General features: G+C 61.1%; 13 protein-coding genes, 1 other RNA gene and 1 pseudogene. 8 read left to right on the top strand and 7 right to left on the bottom strand.

Annotated elements, in window-relative coordinates; translation table 11 throughout:
• Positions 1-344: 344 nt before the first annotated feature.
• Complete coding sequence (locus ATN84_RS14780) at positions 345-1,670, top strand: Nramp family divalent metal transporter (RefSeq protein ID WP_068882685.1); 1,326 nt, start codon at positions 345-347, stop codon at positions 1,668-1,670.
• Positions 1,671-1,714: 44 nt separating this feature from the next.
• Here ATN84_RS14780 and ATN84_RS14775 read toward each other — a convergent pair whose 3' ends face one another.
• Positions 1,715-2,581 (bottom strand): AraC family transcriptional regulator, encoded by an 867-nt coding sequence (locus ATN84_RS14775; RefSeq protein ID WP_201026377.1) that lies wholly within the window; start codon positions 2,579-2,581, stop codon positions 1,715-1,717.
• On the opposite strand from ATN84_RS14775, the gene ATN84_RS14770 reads away from it, so the two are divergent.
• Positions 2,580-3,005 carry a DUF2000 domain-containing protein gene (locus tag ATN84_RS14770; RefSeq protein WP_068882398.1) on the top strand — a complete coding sequence of 142 codons (426 nt, stop codon included), beginning with the start codon at positions 2,580-2,582 and terminating at the stop codon, positions 3,003-3,005. The two genes, ATN84_RS14775 and ATN84_RS14770, sit on opposite strands and share 2 nt — an antisense overlap.
• Positions 3,002-3,280, top strand: a pseudogene (locus tag ATN84_RS14765) (cupin domain-containing protein); the annotation flags it as partial. The gene ATN84_RS14770 and the pseudogene ATN84_RS14765, both read left to right, overlap by 4 nt.
• 140 nt (positions 3,281-3,420) lie before the next feature.
• On the opposite strand, the gene rnpB reads toward ATN84_RS14765, so the two are convergent.
• The 6 genes from rnpB to ATN84_RS14735 all read right to left on the bottom strand — a co-directional run bounded on the left by rnpB (position 3,421) and on the right by ATN84_RS14735 (position 7,459).
• An RNA gene (gene rnpB, locus ATN84_RS14760) (RNase P RNA component class A) lies at positions 3,421-3,867 on the bottom strand.
• Positions 3,868-3,958: 91 nt separating this feature from the next.
• Positions 3,959-4,693, bottom strand: a complete 735-nt coding sequence (locus ATN84_RS14755) for a lytic transglycosylase domain-containing protein (RefSeq protein ID WP_068882396.1) — start codon at positions 4,691-4,693, stop codon at positions 3,959-3,961.
• Between the two features lie 240 nt (positions 4,694-4,933).
• On the bottom strand, positions 4,934-5,713 hold the full coding sequence (locus tag ATN84_RS14750; RefSeq protein WP_068882394.1) for a peptidoglycan recognition protein family protein: 780 nt from the start codon (positions 5,711-5,713) through the stop codon (positions 4,934-4,936).
• Positions 5,710-6,420 carry a J domain-containing protein gene (locus ATN84_RS14745; RefSeq protein WP_068882392.1) on the bottom strand — a complete coding sequence of 237 codons (711 nt, stop codon included), beginning with the start codon at positions 6,418-6,420 and terminating at the stop codon, positions 5,710-5,712. Before ATN84_RS14745 ends, ATN84_RS14750 begins: the two co-directional genes overlap by 4 nt.
• Positions 6,421-6,624: 204 nt before the next feature.
• Positions 6,625-6,966, bottom strand: coding sequence for a hypothetical protein (locus ATN84_RS14740; RefSeq protein ID WP_153020253.1), 342 nt, complete (start codon positions 6,964-6,966; stop codon positions 6,625-6,627).
• A gap of 277 nt (positions 6,967-7,243) precedes the next feature.
• The gene (locus tag ATN84_RS14735; protein ID WP_068882683.1) at positions 7,244-7,459 is read right to left on the bottom strand and encodes a hypothetical protein; all 216 of its coding nucleotides are present in this window, start codon (positions 7,457-7,459) and stop codon (positions 7,244-7,246) included.
• Between the two features lie 202 nt (positions 7,460-7,661).
• On the opposite strand from ATN84_RS14735, the gene ATN84_RS14730 reads away from it, so the two are divergent.
• From ATN84_RS14730 to ATN84_RS14710, 5 genes are all read left to right on the top strand, one after another.
• The gene (locus tag ATN84_RS14730) at positions 7,662-11,291 is read left to right on the top strand and encodes a hydantoinase B/oxoprolinase family protein (protein ID WP_068882389.1); all 3,630 of its coding nucleotides are present in this window, start codon (positions 7,662-7,664) and stop codon (positions 11,289-11,291) included.
• A 160-nt stretch (positions 11,292-11,451) separates the two neighbouring features.
• Complete coding sequence (locus ATN84_RS14725; protein ID WP_068882388.1) at positions 11,452-11,826, top strand: SPW repeat domain-containing protein; 375 nt, start codon at positions 11,452-11,454, stop codon at positions 11,824-11,826.
• A 224-nt stretch (positions 11,827-12,050) separates the two neighbouring features.
• Positions 12,051-13,244 carry a BtaA family protein gene (locus ATN84_RS14720; protein ID WP_425287413.1) on the top strand — a complete coding sequence of 398 codons (1,194 nt, stop codon included), beginning with the start codon at positions 12,051-12,053 and terminating at the stop codon, positions 13,242-13,244.
• 1 nt (position 13,245) lies between these two features.
• Positions 13,246-13,908 (top strand): class I SAM-dependent methyltransferase, encoded by a 663-nt coding sequence (locus ATN84_RS14715; protein WP_068882386.1) that lies wholly within the window; start codon positions 13,246-13,248, stop codon positions 13,906-13,908.
• 97 nt (positions 13,909-14,005) lie between these two features.
• Positions 14,006-14,848, top strand: a complete 843-nt coding sequence (locus tag ATN84_RS14710) for a glycoside hydrolase family 25 protein (protein WP_153020252.1) — start codon at positions 14,006-14,008, stop codon at positions 14,846-14,848.
• Positions 14,849-14,984: the final 136 nt, after the last annotated feature.

Below are 14,984 nucleotides of genomic sequence, written 5' to 3'. Positions count from 1 at the left end.
TACGAATGGATATCATGGGACATTATGGGCGTCAACGGGAGCAGGCTACACAAGACGGGAAGAAGGCCGATTCCGGGCGCATTTTCCCTTTCTCCAGATTTATCGAATATTAAGCTTAAGGAACCGTTAGCCGGTTATCGCCGCTGGCCACTCCAGTTCCGTGGAGCCCCCATTAACGCTCGACTCATCACGACCGCGTGCATGCCCTTGCCCCGCCCTTGACGAAGCATCCCGGCGCTCCTATTAAATGCAAATAATTTGCAATTGCATTTCAGGATTCGAACTGCATGCATCGTCCAGAACGCGCATTGCCGGAACGCGTCTCGATCGAGCGCCGTCCCGAGATGACACTCAACGGCTGGCGCCGCGAACGCGGCGAGGCGTCGCTTTCAGACGTCCACAGATCGATCGCTGTCAGCACGACCGGTCCGAGCTGGCGCAAGGCGCTTGCCTTCTTCGGCCCGGGCTATCTTGTCGCCGTCGGCTACATGGATCCCGGCAACTGGGCGACCTCGCTCGCCGGCGGTTCCCGCTTCGGCTATGCGCTCCTGGTCGTCGCCCTCCTGTCCAACATCATGGCGGTGATCCTGCAATCGCTCTGCGCCCGTCTCGGCATCGCCACCGGCCGCGACCTGGCGCAGGCCTGCCGCGACGCCTATCCCCGCGCGCTGGCGTGGCCGCTCTGGTTCCTGGCCGAGATCGCCATCTGCGCCACCGATCTTGCCGAGGTGATCGGCACGGCGATCGGCCTCAACCTGCTTTTCGGCGTTCCGCTTGAGATCGGCGTAGTCATCACCGCGCTCGACGTGTTCCTGATCCTCTATCTGCAGAACAAGGGCTTCCGCTGGGTCGAAGCACTGGTCATCACCCTCCTCGGCGTCATCGCGCTGTGTTTCCTCATCCAGATCATTATGGCCAAACCCGAGTGGGCCGCCCTCATCCGCGGCTTTGCGCCGACGACCGAGATCGTCACCAACCCGGATATGCTCTATCTCGCGCTCGGCATCATCGGCGCCACCGTCATGCCGCACAATCTCTACCTTCATTCGGGCATCGTGCAGACACGCGACTATGGCGAAACCCTGGAGGAGAAGCGCTCCGCCATCCGCTACGCGACGCTCGATTCCACCATCGCGCTCACCTTCGCCCTTGCCGTCAATGCCTCAATCCTGATCCTGGCCGCCGCCAGCTTCCACACCACCGGCCACACCAATGTCGAAGAGCTGAATGATGCCCATAACCTGCTCAGCCCGTTGCTCGGCTCGGCGATAGCGCCAAGCCTCTTCGCCATCGCGCTTCTGTGCTGCGGGCTGAACTCCACCGTGACCGCGACCATGGCCGGCCAGATCGTCATGGAAGGCTTTCTCGACATCCGGCTTGCACCATGGCTGAGACGGCTCATCACCCGCGTCGTCGCCATCGTGCCGGCCGCCGCCGTCACCATCGCCTATGGCGAGAGCGGCACGGCGAAACTCCTGATCCTGTCGCAGGTGGTCCTGAGCCTGCAACTGCCCTTCGCCGTCATCCCGCTGGTGATCTTCACCGCCAATCGCGCCAAGATGGGCAAGCTCGCAGCACCCCGCTGGCTCACTATACTCGCCGCCATCACCGCCGCGATCATCGTGGCGCTCAACTTCAAGCTGATCGCCGATTTCCTGATGGGGAATTAAAACAAGGGCTTGCGACGGTTTCCGGACTCAAAATAGGAACCGCTTCAGCTCCCGGCATTGACCGCCCGCCAGCGCCCGGGCGTCATGCCAAAGGCCTGCTTGAACTGTCGCGTCATATGGCTCTGGTCGGCAAAGCCGCTTGAAAATGCCGCATCGGCAAGCGACGCGCCTTCGCGCATCGACCGCTTGGCCTGATCGAGCCGGCGCATCGTCAGATAGCGATAGGGGCTGGTTCCCAATTGCTGACGGAAATGGCGCGCCAGCGAATAGCGGTCGAGCCCCGTGATCTCCTCCAATTGCCCCGATGCGACGGTCCGGCCGAAATTCTCGTTGAGAAAATGGCGCGCCCGCTCCACCGCCTTGACGCTGATAGCGGATTTTGACCGCTTCGCGGCTGACGGATCGCGCGCCAGGAGCGCGTCGGCGATCGCAACGACGATCTGGTCCATCTCCAGCCCTTCCAGCCCGTTGTCGAGCGCCTCGAACGCCGGGCGCAAGGCGGCGAGCAGCCGAAGATCGTCGGCAACCACGTCGCGCACGAAAGGCAGGCTTCCCGCCCGCTCCCCCAGCGCATCGCGGATCATGAAAGGTTCGATATAAAGCATCCGGTAGCGGAAACCCGTTTCGACACCGGAACGCCCGTTATGCACCTCGTCGGGATGGATGACGATCACCTTTCCCGCCGTGCTGTCCACCTTCGTCCCGCGATAATCGAAGGACTGCACGCCGGAGAGCGTATAGCCGATGGCATAGGTGTCGTGCCGGTGCGGATCATAGGCATGGCCTTCGAAGAAGGCTTCCAGCCGCTCCAGCCCCTCTTCCGGCGGCGCGAGCCGGATCCAGTCATGTGGCGATGGCGTGCACGATCGTTCAAGACCGCCCAGCGCTTCTGCGTCAATGATTGCACCCATGACTTCCGACATCACACACTTCGAAACCAAAATCGCCATCGTGGTCCGCGACGATCTCGCGACCTGGCAAAAACTCAACATCGCCAGCTTTCTCGCCGGCGGCATCGCCGGATCATATCCCGAACTGATCGGCGAGCGCTATGCCGATGCGTCGGGAAGGAGCTACGGCCCGCTCATCCGCCAGCCGATCCTGATCTTCGCCGCGACCAGCGACGACCTGCGAAAGGTCCTGGACCGCGCCACCAACCGCGGATTGCAGCCTTCGATCTACACGCGAGAGCTGTTCTCGACAGGCAACGACAGGGATAACCGCGCCGCGGTCGCCGCCGTTCCCACCGAATATCTCGATCTCGTAGGCATCGGGCTCCATGCCGACCGCAAGCTGGCCGACAAGATCGTCAAGGGCCTGTCGTTGCACCCATGAGGAAGGAAATCGTCATGCAGGACGCCGGTCGGCTCGCCGCCGAATTCGAAGCAATCGACAAATACTGGTCGCCGCGTGTCGTCGCGATGGCCAACGGTCAATACGTCAAGATCGCCAAGGTCATGGGCGATTTCGTCTGGCACAGCCATGCCGAAGAGGATGAATTCTTCCTCGTCTATCGCGGCACCTTCATCCTGCGCTATCGCGACGGCAGCCGGACGATCCTCGAACCAGGCGATTTTCATGTGGTCCCGCGCGGCGTCGAGCATTTCCCCTCGGCGCCGGAAGAGGCCTGGATCATCTTCGTCGAGCCGGCGCAGACCAGGCATACGGGCGATGCGGAAACGGAACGGACGAGATCGATCGAGGAACAGACGGCACATCTGCGGCGCGAGCCATCAGCACCAGAAGATGAAATGTCAGTTGGCCTGTAAGCCGGGTTCTGTATGGCCGGGCCTGCGCCCGACGCGGCAGCCATTCATCTGGGACGGATGTCGCCAACCGCCTCTTGCAACCTACCCGGACGGCTGATCCGGAAACAGATCGCCGGACTTTCGTCCGGCACGCCGTCCCTATTCGGTCTTGCTCCCGGTGGGGTTTACCGTGCCGTCGCCGTTGCCGGAGACGCGGTGGGCTCTTACCCCACCCTTTCACCCTTACCCCGTCATCCCTTGCGCCCGGTCCTGTGGCATGATCCCCAAAAGACGCGGCGCAACGGAAGACGGGGCGGTTTGCTTTCTGTGGCACTTTCCCTGGGGTCGCCCCCGCCGGGCATTACCCGGCACCGTGTTTCCATGGAGCCCGGACTTTCCTCACCTGCCGTCTTTCGACATATAACAGGCGCGGCTGCCCGGCCAACTGACACCTCGTGTATAAAGGTGCTTCGCACCCAAAACGCAACAAAAAAGCCGGATTTTCATCCGGCTTTTCTGAAATATCGCGATATTTCTCGCTTAGAACGAGCGCATATAGACCTTGACCCGGCTGCAATAGGCCGCGGAGATCGGGTTCATGCGGGTGGCGCCATGGCCGGCATTGTATTTCAGAATCGTGCCGCAGGTCGAACCGCCGCCGAGCTTGCGCGCCATGGCGAGATATTTCATGCCGTACTGCACATTGGTCGCGGGATCATAGAGACCCTTCGCCGAACCGGTGTAGCCGAGGCCCCGCGCCGTCGACAGCTTGAGCTGCATCAGGCCGATCTCGCCCGCCGCGCCCCGTGCATCGGCACGATAGCCGCTTTCGTGGCGGACCACCGCATGGGCCAGCGACGTCGGCACGCCATAGGTGGCGGCATAGCGGTTGATGATGCTGGCGTAAGGCGAGCCGCCCGCCCGCGAAGTCGTCACCTTGGCGGTAACCGCCTTCTTGGAAACCTTTTTCCTGGAAACGGTCTTGACCGTCTTCTTCTTGGTGGTCGCCTTCACGACCTTCTTCTTGGTCGTCGCCGCCTTCACCGCCTTTTTCTTGGCTGGCGTCGCCTTGCGAACCGTATGGCGCTTCTTCGCGACGGCTTTCGTCTCGGCCTTGGCAGCTTCCGCGGCTTTCTCCGCCGCAGCCTCTTTCTTAGCCTTTATGATTGCGGCAATGCTCGTTTTCTCCACTGCCGGAGCGCTGTAGGCCACATTCGAGCCAAGCAAACCCATTGCGCCGACGAGGGCGCACACAACACCAAATTTTTTACTCATACCCTAACCGTTTGATTCTGTTTCTTATAGGAGGCCGCCCCTTTAATGAGAAAACGCCGGCCCGGTCTTTGCCCCTATGCGAGACGGCGATCACAGCACCGCCTCAGGAAACATGAGCGTTGATCTGACGGCGAAATGCAGCCGAAGATTGGTCCAACAAATAACTTTATATTAACGATTGCAACAAAATACCCCGACTTCATAGAATCGCGACATAAAAAGTCATTATTTATTAATGATTTAGCTTACAGAAGCGGGAATCGTCGAAAGCAGGCGATGCAGTGTCTCGATCGTCGAAACATCGGCTACACCATCAACTTTTTGGGAGCGAAAATGTCGTTGAAAGCCTTTTATGGCCGCTTCCGTCTCCGTCCCGAACACACCGTCGATCGGCACCTGATAGCCGTAGATCGCCAGCATCGACTGCAGGGCTTCGACCGGCTGACCGCGATCGCCGAGGGAAAGAAAGCGCCCTCCCCGGATCGGCGCCGGCTCCACCCAATGGCCGATGCCGGCGCGGTAAAGCCGCTCCCACGGAAACTTTTCGCCCGGGTCGATCTTGCGCGACGGCGCGATATCCGAATGTGCCAGAACCCGCTCCGGGCGGATGGAGTGGCGCGCGCATATATCCCGGCAGAGGCCGATGACGGCCTCGATCTGCGCATCCGAATAATCCGGAAAGCCGCCTAGCGGCCCCTGGTTGATGATCTCAATGCCGATCGAGCAGGAATTGATGTCGGTCTCGCCCCGCCAGAAACTTTTCCCCGCGTGCCAGGCGCGCTCGCTCTCGGCAACCATCTGCACGATGCCGCCATTCTCATGCACCACGTAATGCGCCGAAACCTCGCTCTCCGGGCTTTCGAGCAGCCTTTCAGCCGCTTCACCGTTTTCCATGCCGGTATAATGCAGGATCAGGGTGGAAACCCCCTTGCCGTCCCTGCGTGGGCCGAAATTGGGTGAAGGGCGGACAGTCGCCCCCATATGGTCGGGAACGAAAACGCCGTCTTCGATCTCGCTCATGCGGCCTTCAATTCTCTCTCGATTTTTTCCCAGGCGACGTTGATCGCTGCGATACGGTCGTTGGCGATCGTCAGGAACTCGTTCGGCACGCCGCGCGCGGCCAGCCTGTCGGGGTGATTCTCGGTGGCAAGCTGGCGGTAGCGCCTGCGCGCCTCTTCGAAACTCGCTCCGCGCCTGAGCCCGAGAACGACATAAGGATCGGCATCGCCGAGATTGACATGCCGCGCGGCGATGGTCTGGAAATGCGCTTCATCGAAGCCGAATATTTCGCCGACCCGCGTCAGGAACGCCAGTTCCTTCTCGTGCACATAGTCGTCCGCCTTGGCGATATGGAACAGGCCGTCGAGTATATCTTCGAGGCATTTGCAGTTCGGATGTCCCGATCCGCAAAGCGAGGCCATCTGTGCCGCATAGCTTTCATATCCCGCTGTATCCTGCTTCGCCAGATTGTAGAGGCGGGCGACATGCGCACGTTCCGATTCCGGAATGGAGAATATCTGCTGGAACGCCCTGATCTCGTGATCGGTGACAACTCCGTCCGCCTTCGCCATCTTGGCCGAAAGCGCGATCATCGCGATGGAGAAGGAAACCCGCCGGCGGGTCTCGGGGTCCCCTTCAAATGTCGTGCGCACGGCCTCGACGACGCTCGTCAGAGCGGTCGATGCCACATTGGCCACGAAATCACCGACACGAACCCAGATCGACATGCTGGCCTTCTAACCCCAAACACAGGAAATGGCGAGAGGCCGAAGCAATCGCCGGAAAGCAAATCATAGAATAAAACAGGAAAAACGAGAAACCACTTTCCGCCCCGATCGAGGAAAAGAGCATGCATGAAACGAAACGGCCGGTTTGGATGCCGGCCGTGACGTTTCCAGTAATCCGGCGTGACTTGCGTCAGCCCGGCAATATTACTGTACGCCGAGCGCCTTCTGCGCTGCGGCAGCCGCCGCATTGCCGGCCTGCTGGATCAGAGCATCGCTCTGGCCAGCGGCTTTCGCTGCTGCTTCCGCTGCGGTACGGGCCTCGTTGACCGCTGCCGTCTTCTGCGCAGGCGACATCGAGCTCGCCATCTGTTCCAGGCTCTTGGTCACCTCGGCGGCGATCGATTCCGGCGTATTCGCTCCCGTCGCGGAAACCGCCGCCGTTGTCGCGCTCTGATCGGCCGCGTTGGTGACGGCCTGCTCGCTCTCGCTGCAACCAGCAAGAACAGTCATTGAAAGTGCTGCAATGGTGAAAATGAACTTCTTCATGAGATAACCCTTTCTGGGATAGGAACCGCATTGCAGCACAATCATTCATACAAAGGTTAAGAAAAATATGTTGTCATTACTTCTAATTTTTTGCGTTTTATAAGAATATCTGGAAGAAACGTCGCGAAATACGGATCGCTTTCAAAATGAACATATATGAACTTTTATAACGATCTGAAATATTACTGTTAAAGACAGAAACGGCCCGGCAAAGCCGGACCGTTTCCTCAGGGCCGGTTTGTAGAAACCGGCCGGTGCCGCATCTCCTGCGGGTGTTCTACTGATTAGGCGTCGTCGTGCCCGTATCCGGCGTCGTCCCAGGCTGGGCGGGAGCCGGTTCGGTAGCGGGCGGCGCCATGTTCTGTTCTGTATCGGGCTGCGTCGCCGGTGCCTGGTCAGGCGTAGCGCCGGTCGTCGTCTCGTCAGTATCGCTGCAAGCCGCCAGCCCCAGAACCGAAAGAGCGGCAATCGATGCGATCAGAAACTTTTTCATAGTCTTCTCCTTCATCATCAGATAACCCCGCCTGATGGGCGAAGCTACCATCCCAGCAAAAACGGGCGGCCTGATGAAAGGTTCTCTCAACTTCTCTTTCATGCCGTTACACACCTGCAACTGACCCCGACATTGACGAACCTGCTTCCGGCGGATACCCGAGTGATTCCGTTGAACGACTGGGAAAGCACAAGGAGCGGCCATGAACGGCAAATGGGATTTCTGGATCGATCGTGGCGGCACCTTCACCGATGTCATCGGACGCGATCCGGAGGGAAATCTCCATCCGCGCAAGCTGCTTTCCGAAAATCCCGAAGCCTATAAGGATGCCGCCATTCAGGGCATCCGCGATCTCCTCGGCGTCAAGGTGGGCGACCCTATCCCCGCCGGACTCATCGGTGAGGTGAAGATGGGCACGACCGTTGCCACAAATGCCCTTCTGGAGCGCAACGGCGACCGCACGCTTCTCGTCATCACCAAGGGTTTCCGCGATGCGCTGCGCATTGCCTATCAGGCGCGCCCCGACATCTTCGCCAAGGAGATCATCCTGCCGGAGCAGCTCTACGAGCGGGTGGTCGAGGTGGACGAACGCGTCCGCGCCGATGGCACCATCGAAGCCGCCCCTGACGAGGCGGCGGTGCGTGCCGCGCTGGAAGACGCGAAGAAGGACGGCATTGATGCCGTCGCCATCGTCTTCATGCATTCCTGGAACTATCCCGCCCATGAGAAAAGCATAGCGAGTATCGCCCGTGAGCTCGGTTTCGGCCAGGTTTCGGTCAGTCACGAGGTCTCGCCGCTAGCCAAGCTCGTCGGCCGCGGCGATACCACCGTGGTGGACGCCTATCTCTCACCGATCCTGCGGCGATATGTGGAGCGCGTGGCGGGAGAAATGGGAATTGCAGAGGGGGGTGAATCCCAATCTCCCCGCCTCTCCTTCATGATGTCGTCAGGCGGTCTCACCGCCGCCGATCTCTTCCAGGGCAAGGACGCCATTCTTTCCGGCCCCGCCGGCGGCGTGGTCGGCATGGTGGAGACCGCGAAGCTCGCCGGCTTCGACAAGGTGATTGGCTTCGACATGGGCGGCACTTCCACCGATGTCGCCCATTTCGACGGCGAATATGAGCGCGCCTTCGATACAGAAGTGGCCGGCGTTCGCATCCGCGCGCCGATGATGCGCATTCACACCGTCGCAGCAGGCGGCGGCTCGATTCTGCACTATGCGGCGGGGCGGTTCCAGGCGGGCCCCGATTCCGCCGGCGCCAATCCCGGTCCCGCCTGCTACCGGCGCGGCGGCCCCCTCGCCGTCACCGACGCCAACGTCATGCTCGGCAAGCTGCAGCCGGATTTTTTCCCCTCGATCTTCGGCCCCGGCCAGGACCAGCCGCTGGATACCAGAACGGTGAAGGACAAATTCGCCGCCCTTGCCCAGGAAATCGGCGGGCGCAGCCCGGAAGAGGTAGCGGAGGGCTTCGTCACCATCGCCGTCGAGAACATGGCCAACGCCATCAAGAAGATCTCGGTACAGCGCGGCTATGACGTGACGCGTTATCTCCTCAACTGCTTCGGCGGCGCAGGCGGCCAGCACGCCTGCCTTGTCGCCGATGCGCTCGGCATGAAAGCCGTGCTGATCCACCCCTTCTCCGGCCTGCTCTCGGCCTATGGCATCGGCCTGTCCTCGATCTTCGCCTCCCGCCAGCAGGCGCTGGTCAAACCCTTTGCCAAACAGACGCTCCCCGATATCGACGGGCTGATCGGACGCCTGTCTGAAACCGTGACGTCGGAAATTGCGACCCAGGGTGTGCCGGAAGGCGAAATCCGCCTGCGCCCGGTCCTGCATCTGCGCTATGACGGCACCGACACTGCTCTTTCCGTCGATTTCAGCGGTAATGATCTGGCGGCGGCCCGCGCCGCTTTCGAAAAGGCACACAAGGCGCAGTTCGGCTTCATCTATGACGACAAGGGTATCGTGGTGGAAGCCGTCGGCGTCGAGGGGCAGGACGCACGCTCGCGGGCCCATGAAGAGCTGGCGCAGGCGGTCGAAGACCATCGCCCGGCAGCCCATGAAACGCGGAAACTCTATTCCGGCGGCGCCTGGCATGATGCGGCGGTGCATCCCCGCGAGGGGCTTACCCCCGGCAATCGCATCAACGGTCCCGCCCTCATCATCGAAAGCCACCAGACCATCGTGGTCGAGCCCGGCTGGCAGGCGGAAATCACCGCGCTCGGCCATGTGCTGATGCGGCGTGTGGAGAAGAAGGCGCGCGCCGCCGCATTCGGCACCGAGGCCGATCCGGTCATGCTGGAGGTCTTCAACAATCTCTTCATGTCGATCGCCGAGCAGATGGGCGTGACGCTGCAGAACACCGCCTATTCCGTCAACATCAAGGAGCGTCTTGATTTCTCCTGCGCGGTCTTCGACCGCACCGGCGCATTGGTCGCCAACGCGCCGCACATGCCAGTGCATCTGGGCTCCATGGACCGCTCCGTCGAGACGATCATTCGCCTGAACGAGGGTGACATCCATCCAGGCGACGTCTTCGCCCTTAACGCGCCCTATAATGGCGGCACCCACCTGCCCGATATCACCGTGGTAACGCCTGTTTTTGACGAAAAGGGCGAAAATATCCTCTTCTGGGCCGCCTCGCGCGGGCACCATGCCGATGTCGGCGGCACCGCACCCGGCTCGATGACGCCGCTGGCAACCACCGTCGACGAGGAAGGCGTGCTGATCGACAATTTCCGCCTGGTCGAGCGCGGCCGCTTCCGGGAAAAGGAGCTGATCGCGCTTCTGACCGATCACCCCTATCCCGTGCGCAACGTCCACCAGAACGTCGCCGACCTGAAAGCCCAGATCGCCGCCAATGAGAAGGGCGTCGCGGAACTGAAGAAGATGGTGGCGCAGTTCGGCCTCGATGTGGTCGAGGCCTATATGGGCCATGTGCAGGACAATGCGGCGGAAAGCGTGCGCCGTGTCCTCGACCGCCTGCCGGAGAGTGCCAGCTGCGATTATGTCACCGATACCGGACAGACCATCCGCGTGCGTATAGGCGTCGATCGCAAGGCAAGGCGCGCCACAGTCGATTTCACCGGCACCTCGCCGGTGGAGAAGAACAACTTCAACGCGCCTGAGCCGGTGACGCGGGCAGCCGTCCTCTATGCGTTCCGCGTCATGGTCGAGGGCTCGATCCCGATGAATGCCGGCTGTCTTCGCCCGATCGACATCATCATTCCCGATGGTTCGATGCTGAAGCCCGCCTATCCCGCAGCAGTGGTGGCGGGCAATGTCGAGACGTCCCAGCATGTCACTAACGCCATCTTCCAGGCGCTGGGCGCCCTCGCCAATGCGCAAGGCACGATGAACAACCTGACCTTCGGCAATGAGCGCTACCAATATTACGAGACCATCTGCGCCGGCTCGCCCGCCGGCCATATGAATGATGGTCACGGCTTTGCCGGAACATCCGGCGTCCACACCCATATGACCAATTCTCGCCTCACCGACCCGGAAATCCTGGAGATGCGCTTCCCCGTCCTGCTCGAGGATTTCCATATCCGCGAAGGCTCCGGCGGCAATGGCCGCTTCAATGGCGGCGACGGCACGAGCCGCACCCTGCGCTTCCTGGAGCGCATGGACTGCGCCATCCTCTCGTCACACCGTCACCGCCCGCCGGAAGGACTGGAGGGCGGCGGGGCGGGCGAAAAGGGCCGCACCGAAGTCCGCCGCAAGGACGGTTCTGTCGAGACCCTAAGGGCATGCGATCAGACGATCATAGAAGCCGGCGAGGCCGTCATCGTGACAACGCCGACGCCGGGCGGCTATGGCAGGGCTTAGTATGTTGCCCCTCCCCTTGAAATCATTGAAAATGGAGTGATTTTCTGGGATAATGTCGCCAGTGCGTACGAACGCCCGTCGAGGAGTTCGAAACGTATCGCGCATAAGCTCCTCACGGGCATCCGGTTACGCATAACCGTAGCCTGAAGGAGATTTTCTCATGGCAACCACCAACGATATGGGCCGTATCGGGCTGATGCAGCACCGTAGCTGGGAAGATATGGCCATGATGGCTCTCGGGGCCATCATCTTCCTGTCGCCGTTCTTTTATCCGATGAGCGGCAACATAGCCATCGTCCTCAGCGCCATCATCACGGGCGCCGTCGTCATGACGGTCGGCATCATGGAGATGGTTTCGCTGCGCCGCTGGGAGGAGATGCTGGCATTCCTCGGCGGCGTGTGGATGGTCATTGCGCCCTACGCCTTGAACTATATGGGTCCGCTGCGGGTCTGGCATATCGCACTCGGCATTATCGTAGCACTCCTCGCCGCCTTCCAGATGTGGCAGGACCGTGACCGCCGGTTTGACGAATAGCCAGAACGCCAGCCGATCGAAATCCGCCACCGGAGCGCAAGCCCCGGTGGCTTTGCTTTTCCCGGAAAACCTTCCTGTCGGACGGAAGATGGGAACCATCGTCACGGGGCTGTTACATGCCGGTGATACGCGGGGGGCACGCCTTCCCAGAAAAGGATTCGCGCGCCATGCCCGCAATCAGGATCAAACAGACCAGCTCCGGCAACGAAAAGGTGAAACGCGCCATGCAGCGCAATTCACCCTTCTCGAAAGCGGGCATGTCCGAACGGCTCTTCGCCCATTTGTTCAAGGGGCTGGTCTATCCGCAAATATGGGAAGACCCGGAAGTCGACATGGAGGCCTTGCAGATCGGCCCCGGTCACCGCATCGTCACCATCGCATCGGGCGGCTGCAACGCGCTCTCTTATCTCACCGCCGATCCGGCGAGCGTCGAGGCGGTCGATTTGAACCCGGCGCATGTGGCGTTCAACCGGCTGAAACTCGCCGCCCTCGCCCATCTGCCCAGTTACGATGCTTTCTACCGCTTCTACGGCACCGCCGACGACAAGGCCAATCTCAAGGCCTATGAACGCTTCATCCGCCCACATCTCGACCCGCAAAGCCGCGCCTATTGGGAAAAGCGGATGCTCTCCGGCCGCCGCCGCATCTCCATCTTCTGGCGCGATCTCTATCGTCATGGCCTGCTCGGCGTGTTCATCGGCATGGGCCACCGCGTCGCTCGCCTCTATGGCATCGACCCGCGCGATATCCTGAAAGCCCGCACCATCGAGGAGCAGCGCACATTCTTCGATACCGCCCTCGCGCCCCTCTTCGACAAGCGCATGATCCGCTGGGCGACGGCGCGCAAATCCTCTCTCTTCGGCCTCGGCATCCCGCCGCAGCAATATGATGCGCTGGCGACCGCTGGCAATGGCGACATGGCCGCCGTCCTGCGCGGCCGGCTGGAAAAGCTCGCCTGCGGCTTTCCGCTCAACGAGAATTATTTCGCCTGGCAGGCTTTCGGCCGCGGCTATAGCGCAGATGCCGAAACTGGCCCGCTGCCGCCCTATCTCTCGCGCGTCAATTTCGAGAAAGTACGGGCGCGGGTCAGCCGCATGAGCGTCGTCAACGCCTCCTATACGGAATTCCTCGCCGCCAAGCCCGACGCCTCGGTCGACCGCTTCATTCTGCTCGACGCGCAGGACTGGATGAACGATACGCAGTTGAACGACGCCTGGCGCGAGATCACACGCACCGCCGCGCCCGGCGCGCGCGTCATCTTCCGCACCGCCGCCGAGCCGAGCCTGCTGCCCGGCCGCGTCGATCCCGCCATTCTCGACCGCTGGGAGTATCGCGAGGAGCAATCCCGCGCGCTGCATGCCCAAGACCGCTCCTCGATCTATGGCGGTTTCCATCTCTACTGCCTGAAAGACGCCTGACATGTTCGGCAAGGCGCAAAAGATCGACCATGGCAGCCTGATGGACCGGGTCTATCGCCATCAGCGCCATTTCTACGATGCAACGCGCAAATATTACCTGCTGGGCCGCGACCAGATGATCGCCAGCCTACGCGTCCCGCCCGGTGGCAGCGTGCTGGAGATCGGCTGCGGCACCGGGCGCAATCTCATCAAGACGATGAATCAGTTTCCAAGCGCGGAGCTCTACGGCATTGATATCTCGCGTGAAATGCTCGCCACGGCGCAAAAGGCGGCGGAACGCGCGGGCATCGCCAACCGGCTCCATCTCGCCTATGCCGATGCCGCCCGATTCGACCCAGAGGCGCTGTTCGGCCGGCAGGATTTCGACCGCATCTTCATCTCCTATGCCGTGTCGATGATCCCGCAATGGCAGGCCGTCATGCGCGAGGCTGTCGCCCATCTCGCCCCCGGCGGCGAACTGCATGTGGTCGATTTCGGCGATCAGAACGGTCTGCCGCGCTGGTTTCGCGCCACCCTCTACCAATGGCTGGAATGGTTCCACGTCACCCCGCGCAACGACCTCTTCACGGCAGCGGAGGCAATCGCCGCTGATGCGGGCGCAAAAGCTGACGCGCGCGTGCTCTATCGCGGTTTTGCCTGTATTTCCGTAATCAGGCGCAGCTGAACCCCTGTTTTCAACCTGAAATCGGTCATCCCCTAGTGACGAGCGCCAGCGGATCGCGTAACGCTTTATAAACCCTGTTTCGACTATGGCCTTAGTCATGAAGCGCACCGCCACCGTTCTCATGTCCCTGTTGCTGTCGGCTTGTACGTCAGTCGATTACAATTTCACCGAAGCGACGCGGACCATCCGGACGGAACGCAAGATGACGTTCTCCTACCCGGCCGTCCGCGCACCCAAATTCGATGACCGCAAGCCGCACGACTGGAACGGCAAGACGCCCTGGCATTATCCCGTCCATGGCACCGATGTCTCCAAATATCAGGGGACGGTGGACTGGAAGACCGCGCGCGACAGCGGCATCTCCTTCGTCTTCATCAAGGCGACGGAGGGCGGCGACCGGGTGGACGAGCGCTTTGCCGAGCATTGGGCCGGGGCGCGGACCGTGGGCATGCCGCGGGGCGCCTATCACTTCTATTATTTCTGCCGCCCGGCGATCGAGCAGGCGCAATGGTTCATCCGCAATGTGCCGCGCGAACCAGACGCGTTGCCGCCGGTCCTCGACATGGAATGGAACCCGCTTTCGCCCACCTGCAAGAAACGGCCGGACCCCGCCGTCGTCCGGCGCGAGATGAAGATATTCCTCGATGCGGTCGAACGCCATTATGGCAAGCGACCGATCATCTACACGACCATCGACTTCTTCGACGACAACGATCTGCGGCGCATGAAGGACAATCATCATTTCTGGCTGCGTTCAGTGGCGGGGCACCCGAACGAGAAATATGGCGAGCATCCCTGGACATTCTGGCAATATACCGGGACCGGCAGCGTGCCCGGCATCAAGGGCGATGCCGATATCAATGTCTTCGCCGGTAGTCCGGATGAATGGCGTGCCTGGGTCGAAGGCGGCAAAGGAACCCGGATGCTTGCCTCGCAATGATCCATTGGGTGATCCGCACCATGGGTTCGACGCATTTATTTTGATTTCGAGCCATTGCCGAGTGCCGCAGTCCAAGAATAGTCTCAATTGCGCGCTTCGTGCTCTGCCGAAAGCCAATCGCTCCCGAGAGAATTTG

The sequence above is a fragment of the Paramesorhizobium deserti genome, from assembly GCF_001558695.1.
Taxonomy (GTDB): Bacteria; Pseudomonadota; Alphaproteobacteria; order Rhizobiales; family Rhizobiaceae; genus Paramesorhizobium; species Paramesorhizobium deserti.
The sequence above is the reverse complement of the archived record's forward strand: the minus strand, read 5'-3'. Positions and strand labels throughout refer to the sequence as shown.

What these genes read in the sequence shown, in the direction of transcription:
- ATN84_RS14780 (WP_068882685.1), top strand. Translation starts at nt 345, where the DNA reads ATGACACTCAACGGCTGGCGCCGCGAACGCGGCGAGGCGTCGCTTTCA.
- ATN84_RS14770 (WP_068882398.1), top strand. Translation starts at nt 2,580, where the DNA reads ATGACTTCCGACATCACACACTTCGAAACCAAAATCGCCATCGTGGTC.
- ATN84_RS14775 (WP_201026377.1), bottom strand. Translation starts at nt 2,581, where the DNA reads ATGGGTGCAATCATTGACGCAGAAGCGCTGGGCGGTCTTGAACGATCG.
- ATN84_RS14755 (WP_068882396.1), bottom strand. Translation starts at nt 4,693, where the DNA reads ATGAGTAAAAAATTTGGTGTTGTGTGCGCCCTCGTCGGCGCAATGGGT.
- ATN84_RS14750 (WP_068882394.1), bottom strand. Translation starts at nt 5,713, where the DNA reads ATGAGCGAGATCGAAGACGGCGTTTTCGTTCCCGACCATATGGGGGCG.
- ATN84_RS14745 (WP_068882392.1), bottom strand. Translation starts at nt 6,420, where the DNA reads ATGTCGATCTGGGTTCGTGTCGGTGATTTCGTGGCCAATGTGGCATCG.
- ATN84_RS14740 (WP_153020253.1), bottom strand. Translation starts at nt 6,966, where the DNA reads ATGAAGAAGTTCATTTTCACCATTGCAGCACTTTCAATGACTGTTCTT.
- ATN84_RS14735 (WP_068882683.1), bottom strand. Translation starts at nt 7,459, where the DNA reads ATGAAAAAGTTTCTGATCGCATCGATTGCCGCTCTTTCGGTTCTGGGG.
- ATN84_RS14730 (WP_068882389.1), top strand. Translation starts at nt 7,662, where the DNA reads ATGAACGGCAAATGGGATTTCTGGATCGATCGTGGCGGCACCTTCACC.
- ATN84_RS14725 (WP_068882388.1), top strand. Translation starts at nt 11,452, where the DNA reads ATGGCAACCACCAACGATATGGGCCGTATCGGGCTGATGCAGCACCGT.
- ATN84_RS14720 (WP_425287413.1), top strand. Translation starts at nt 12,051, where the DNA reads ATGCAGCGCAATTCACCCTTCTCGAAAGCGGGCATGTCCGAACGGCTC.
- ATN84_RS14715 (WP_068882386.1), top strand. Translation starts at nt 13,246, where the DNA reads ATGTTCGGCAAGGCGCAAAAGATCGACCATGGCAGCCTGATGGACCGG.
- ATN84_RS14710 (WP_153020252.1), top strand. Translation starts at nt 14,006, where the DNA reads ATGAAGCGCACCGCCACCGTTCTCATGTCCCTGTTGCTGTCGGCTTGT.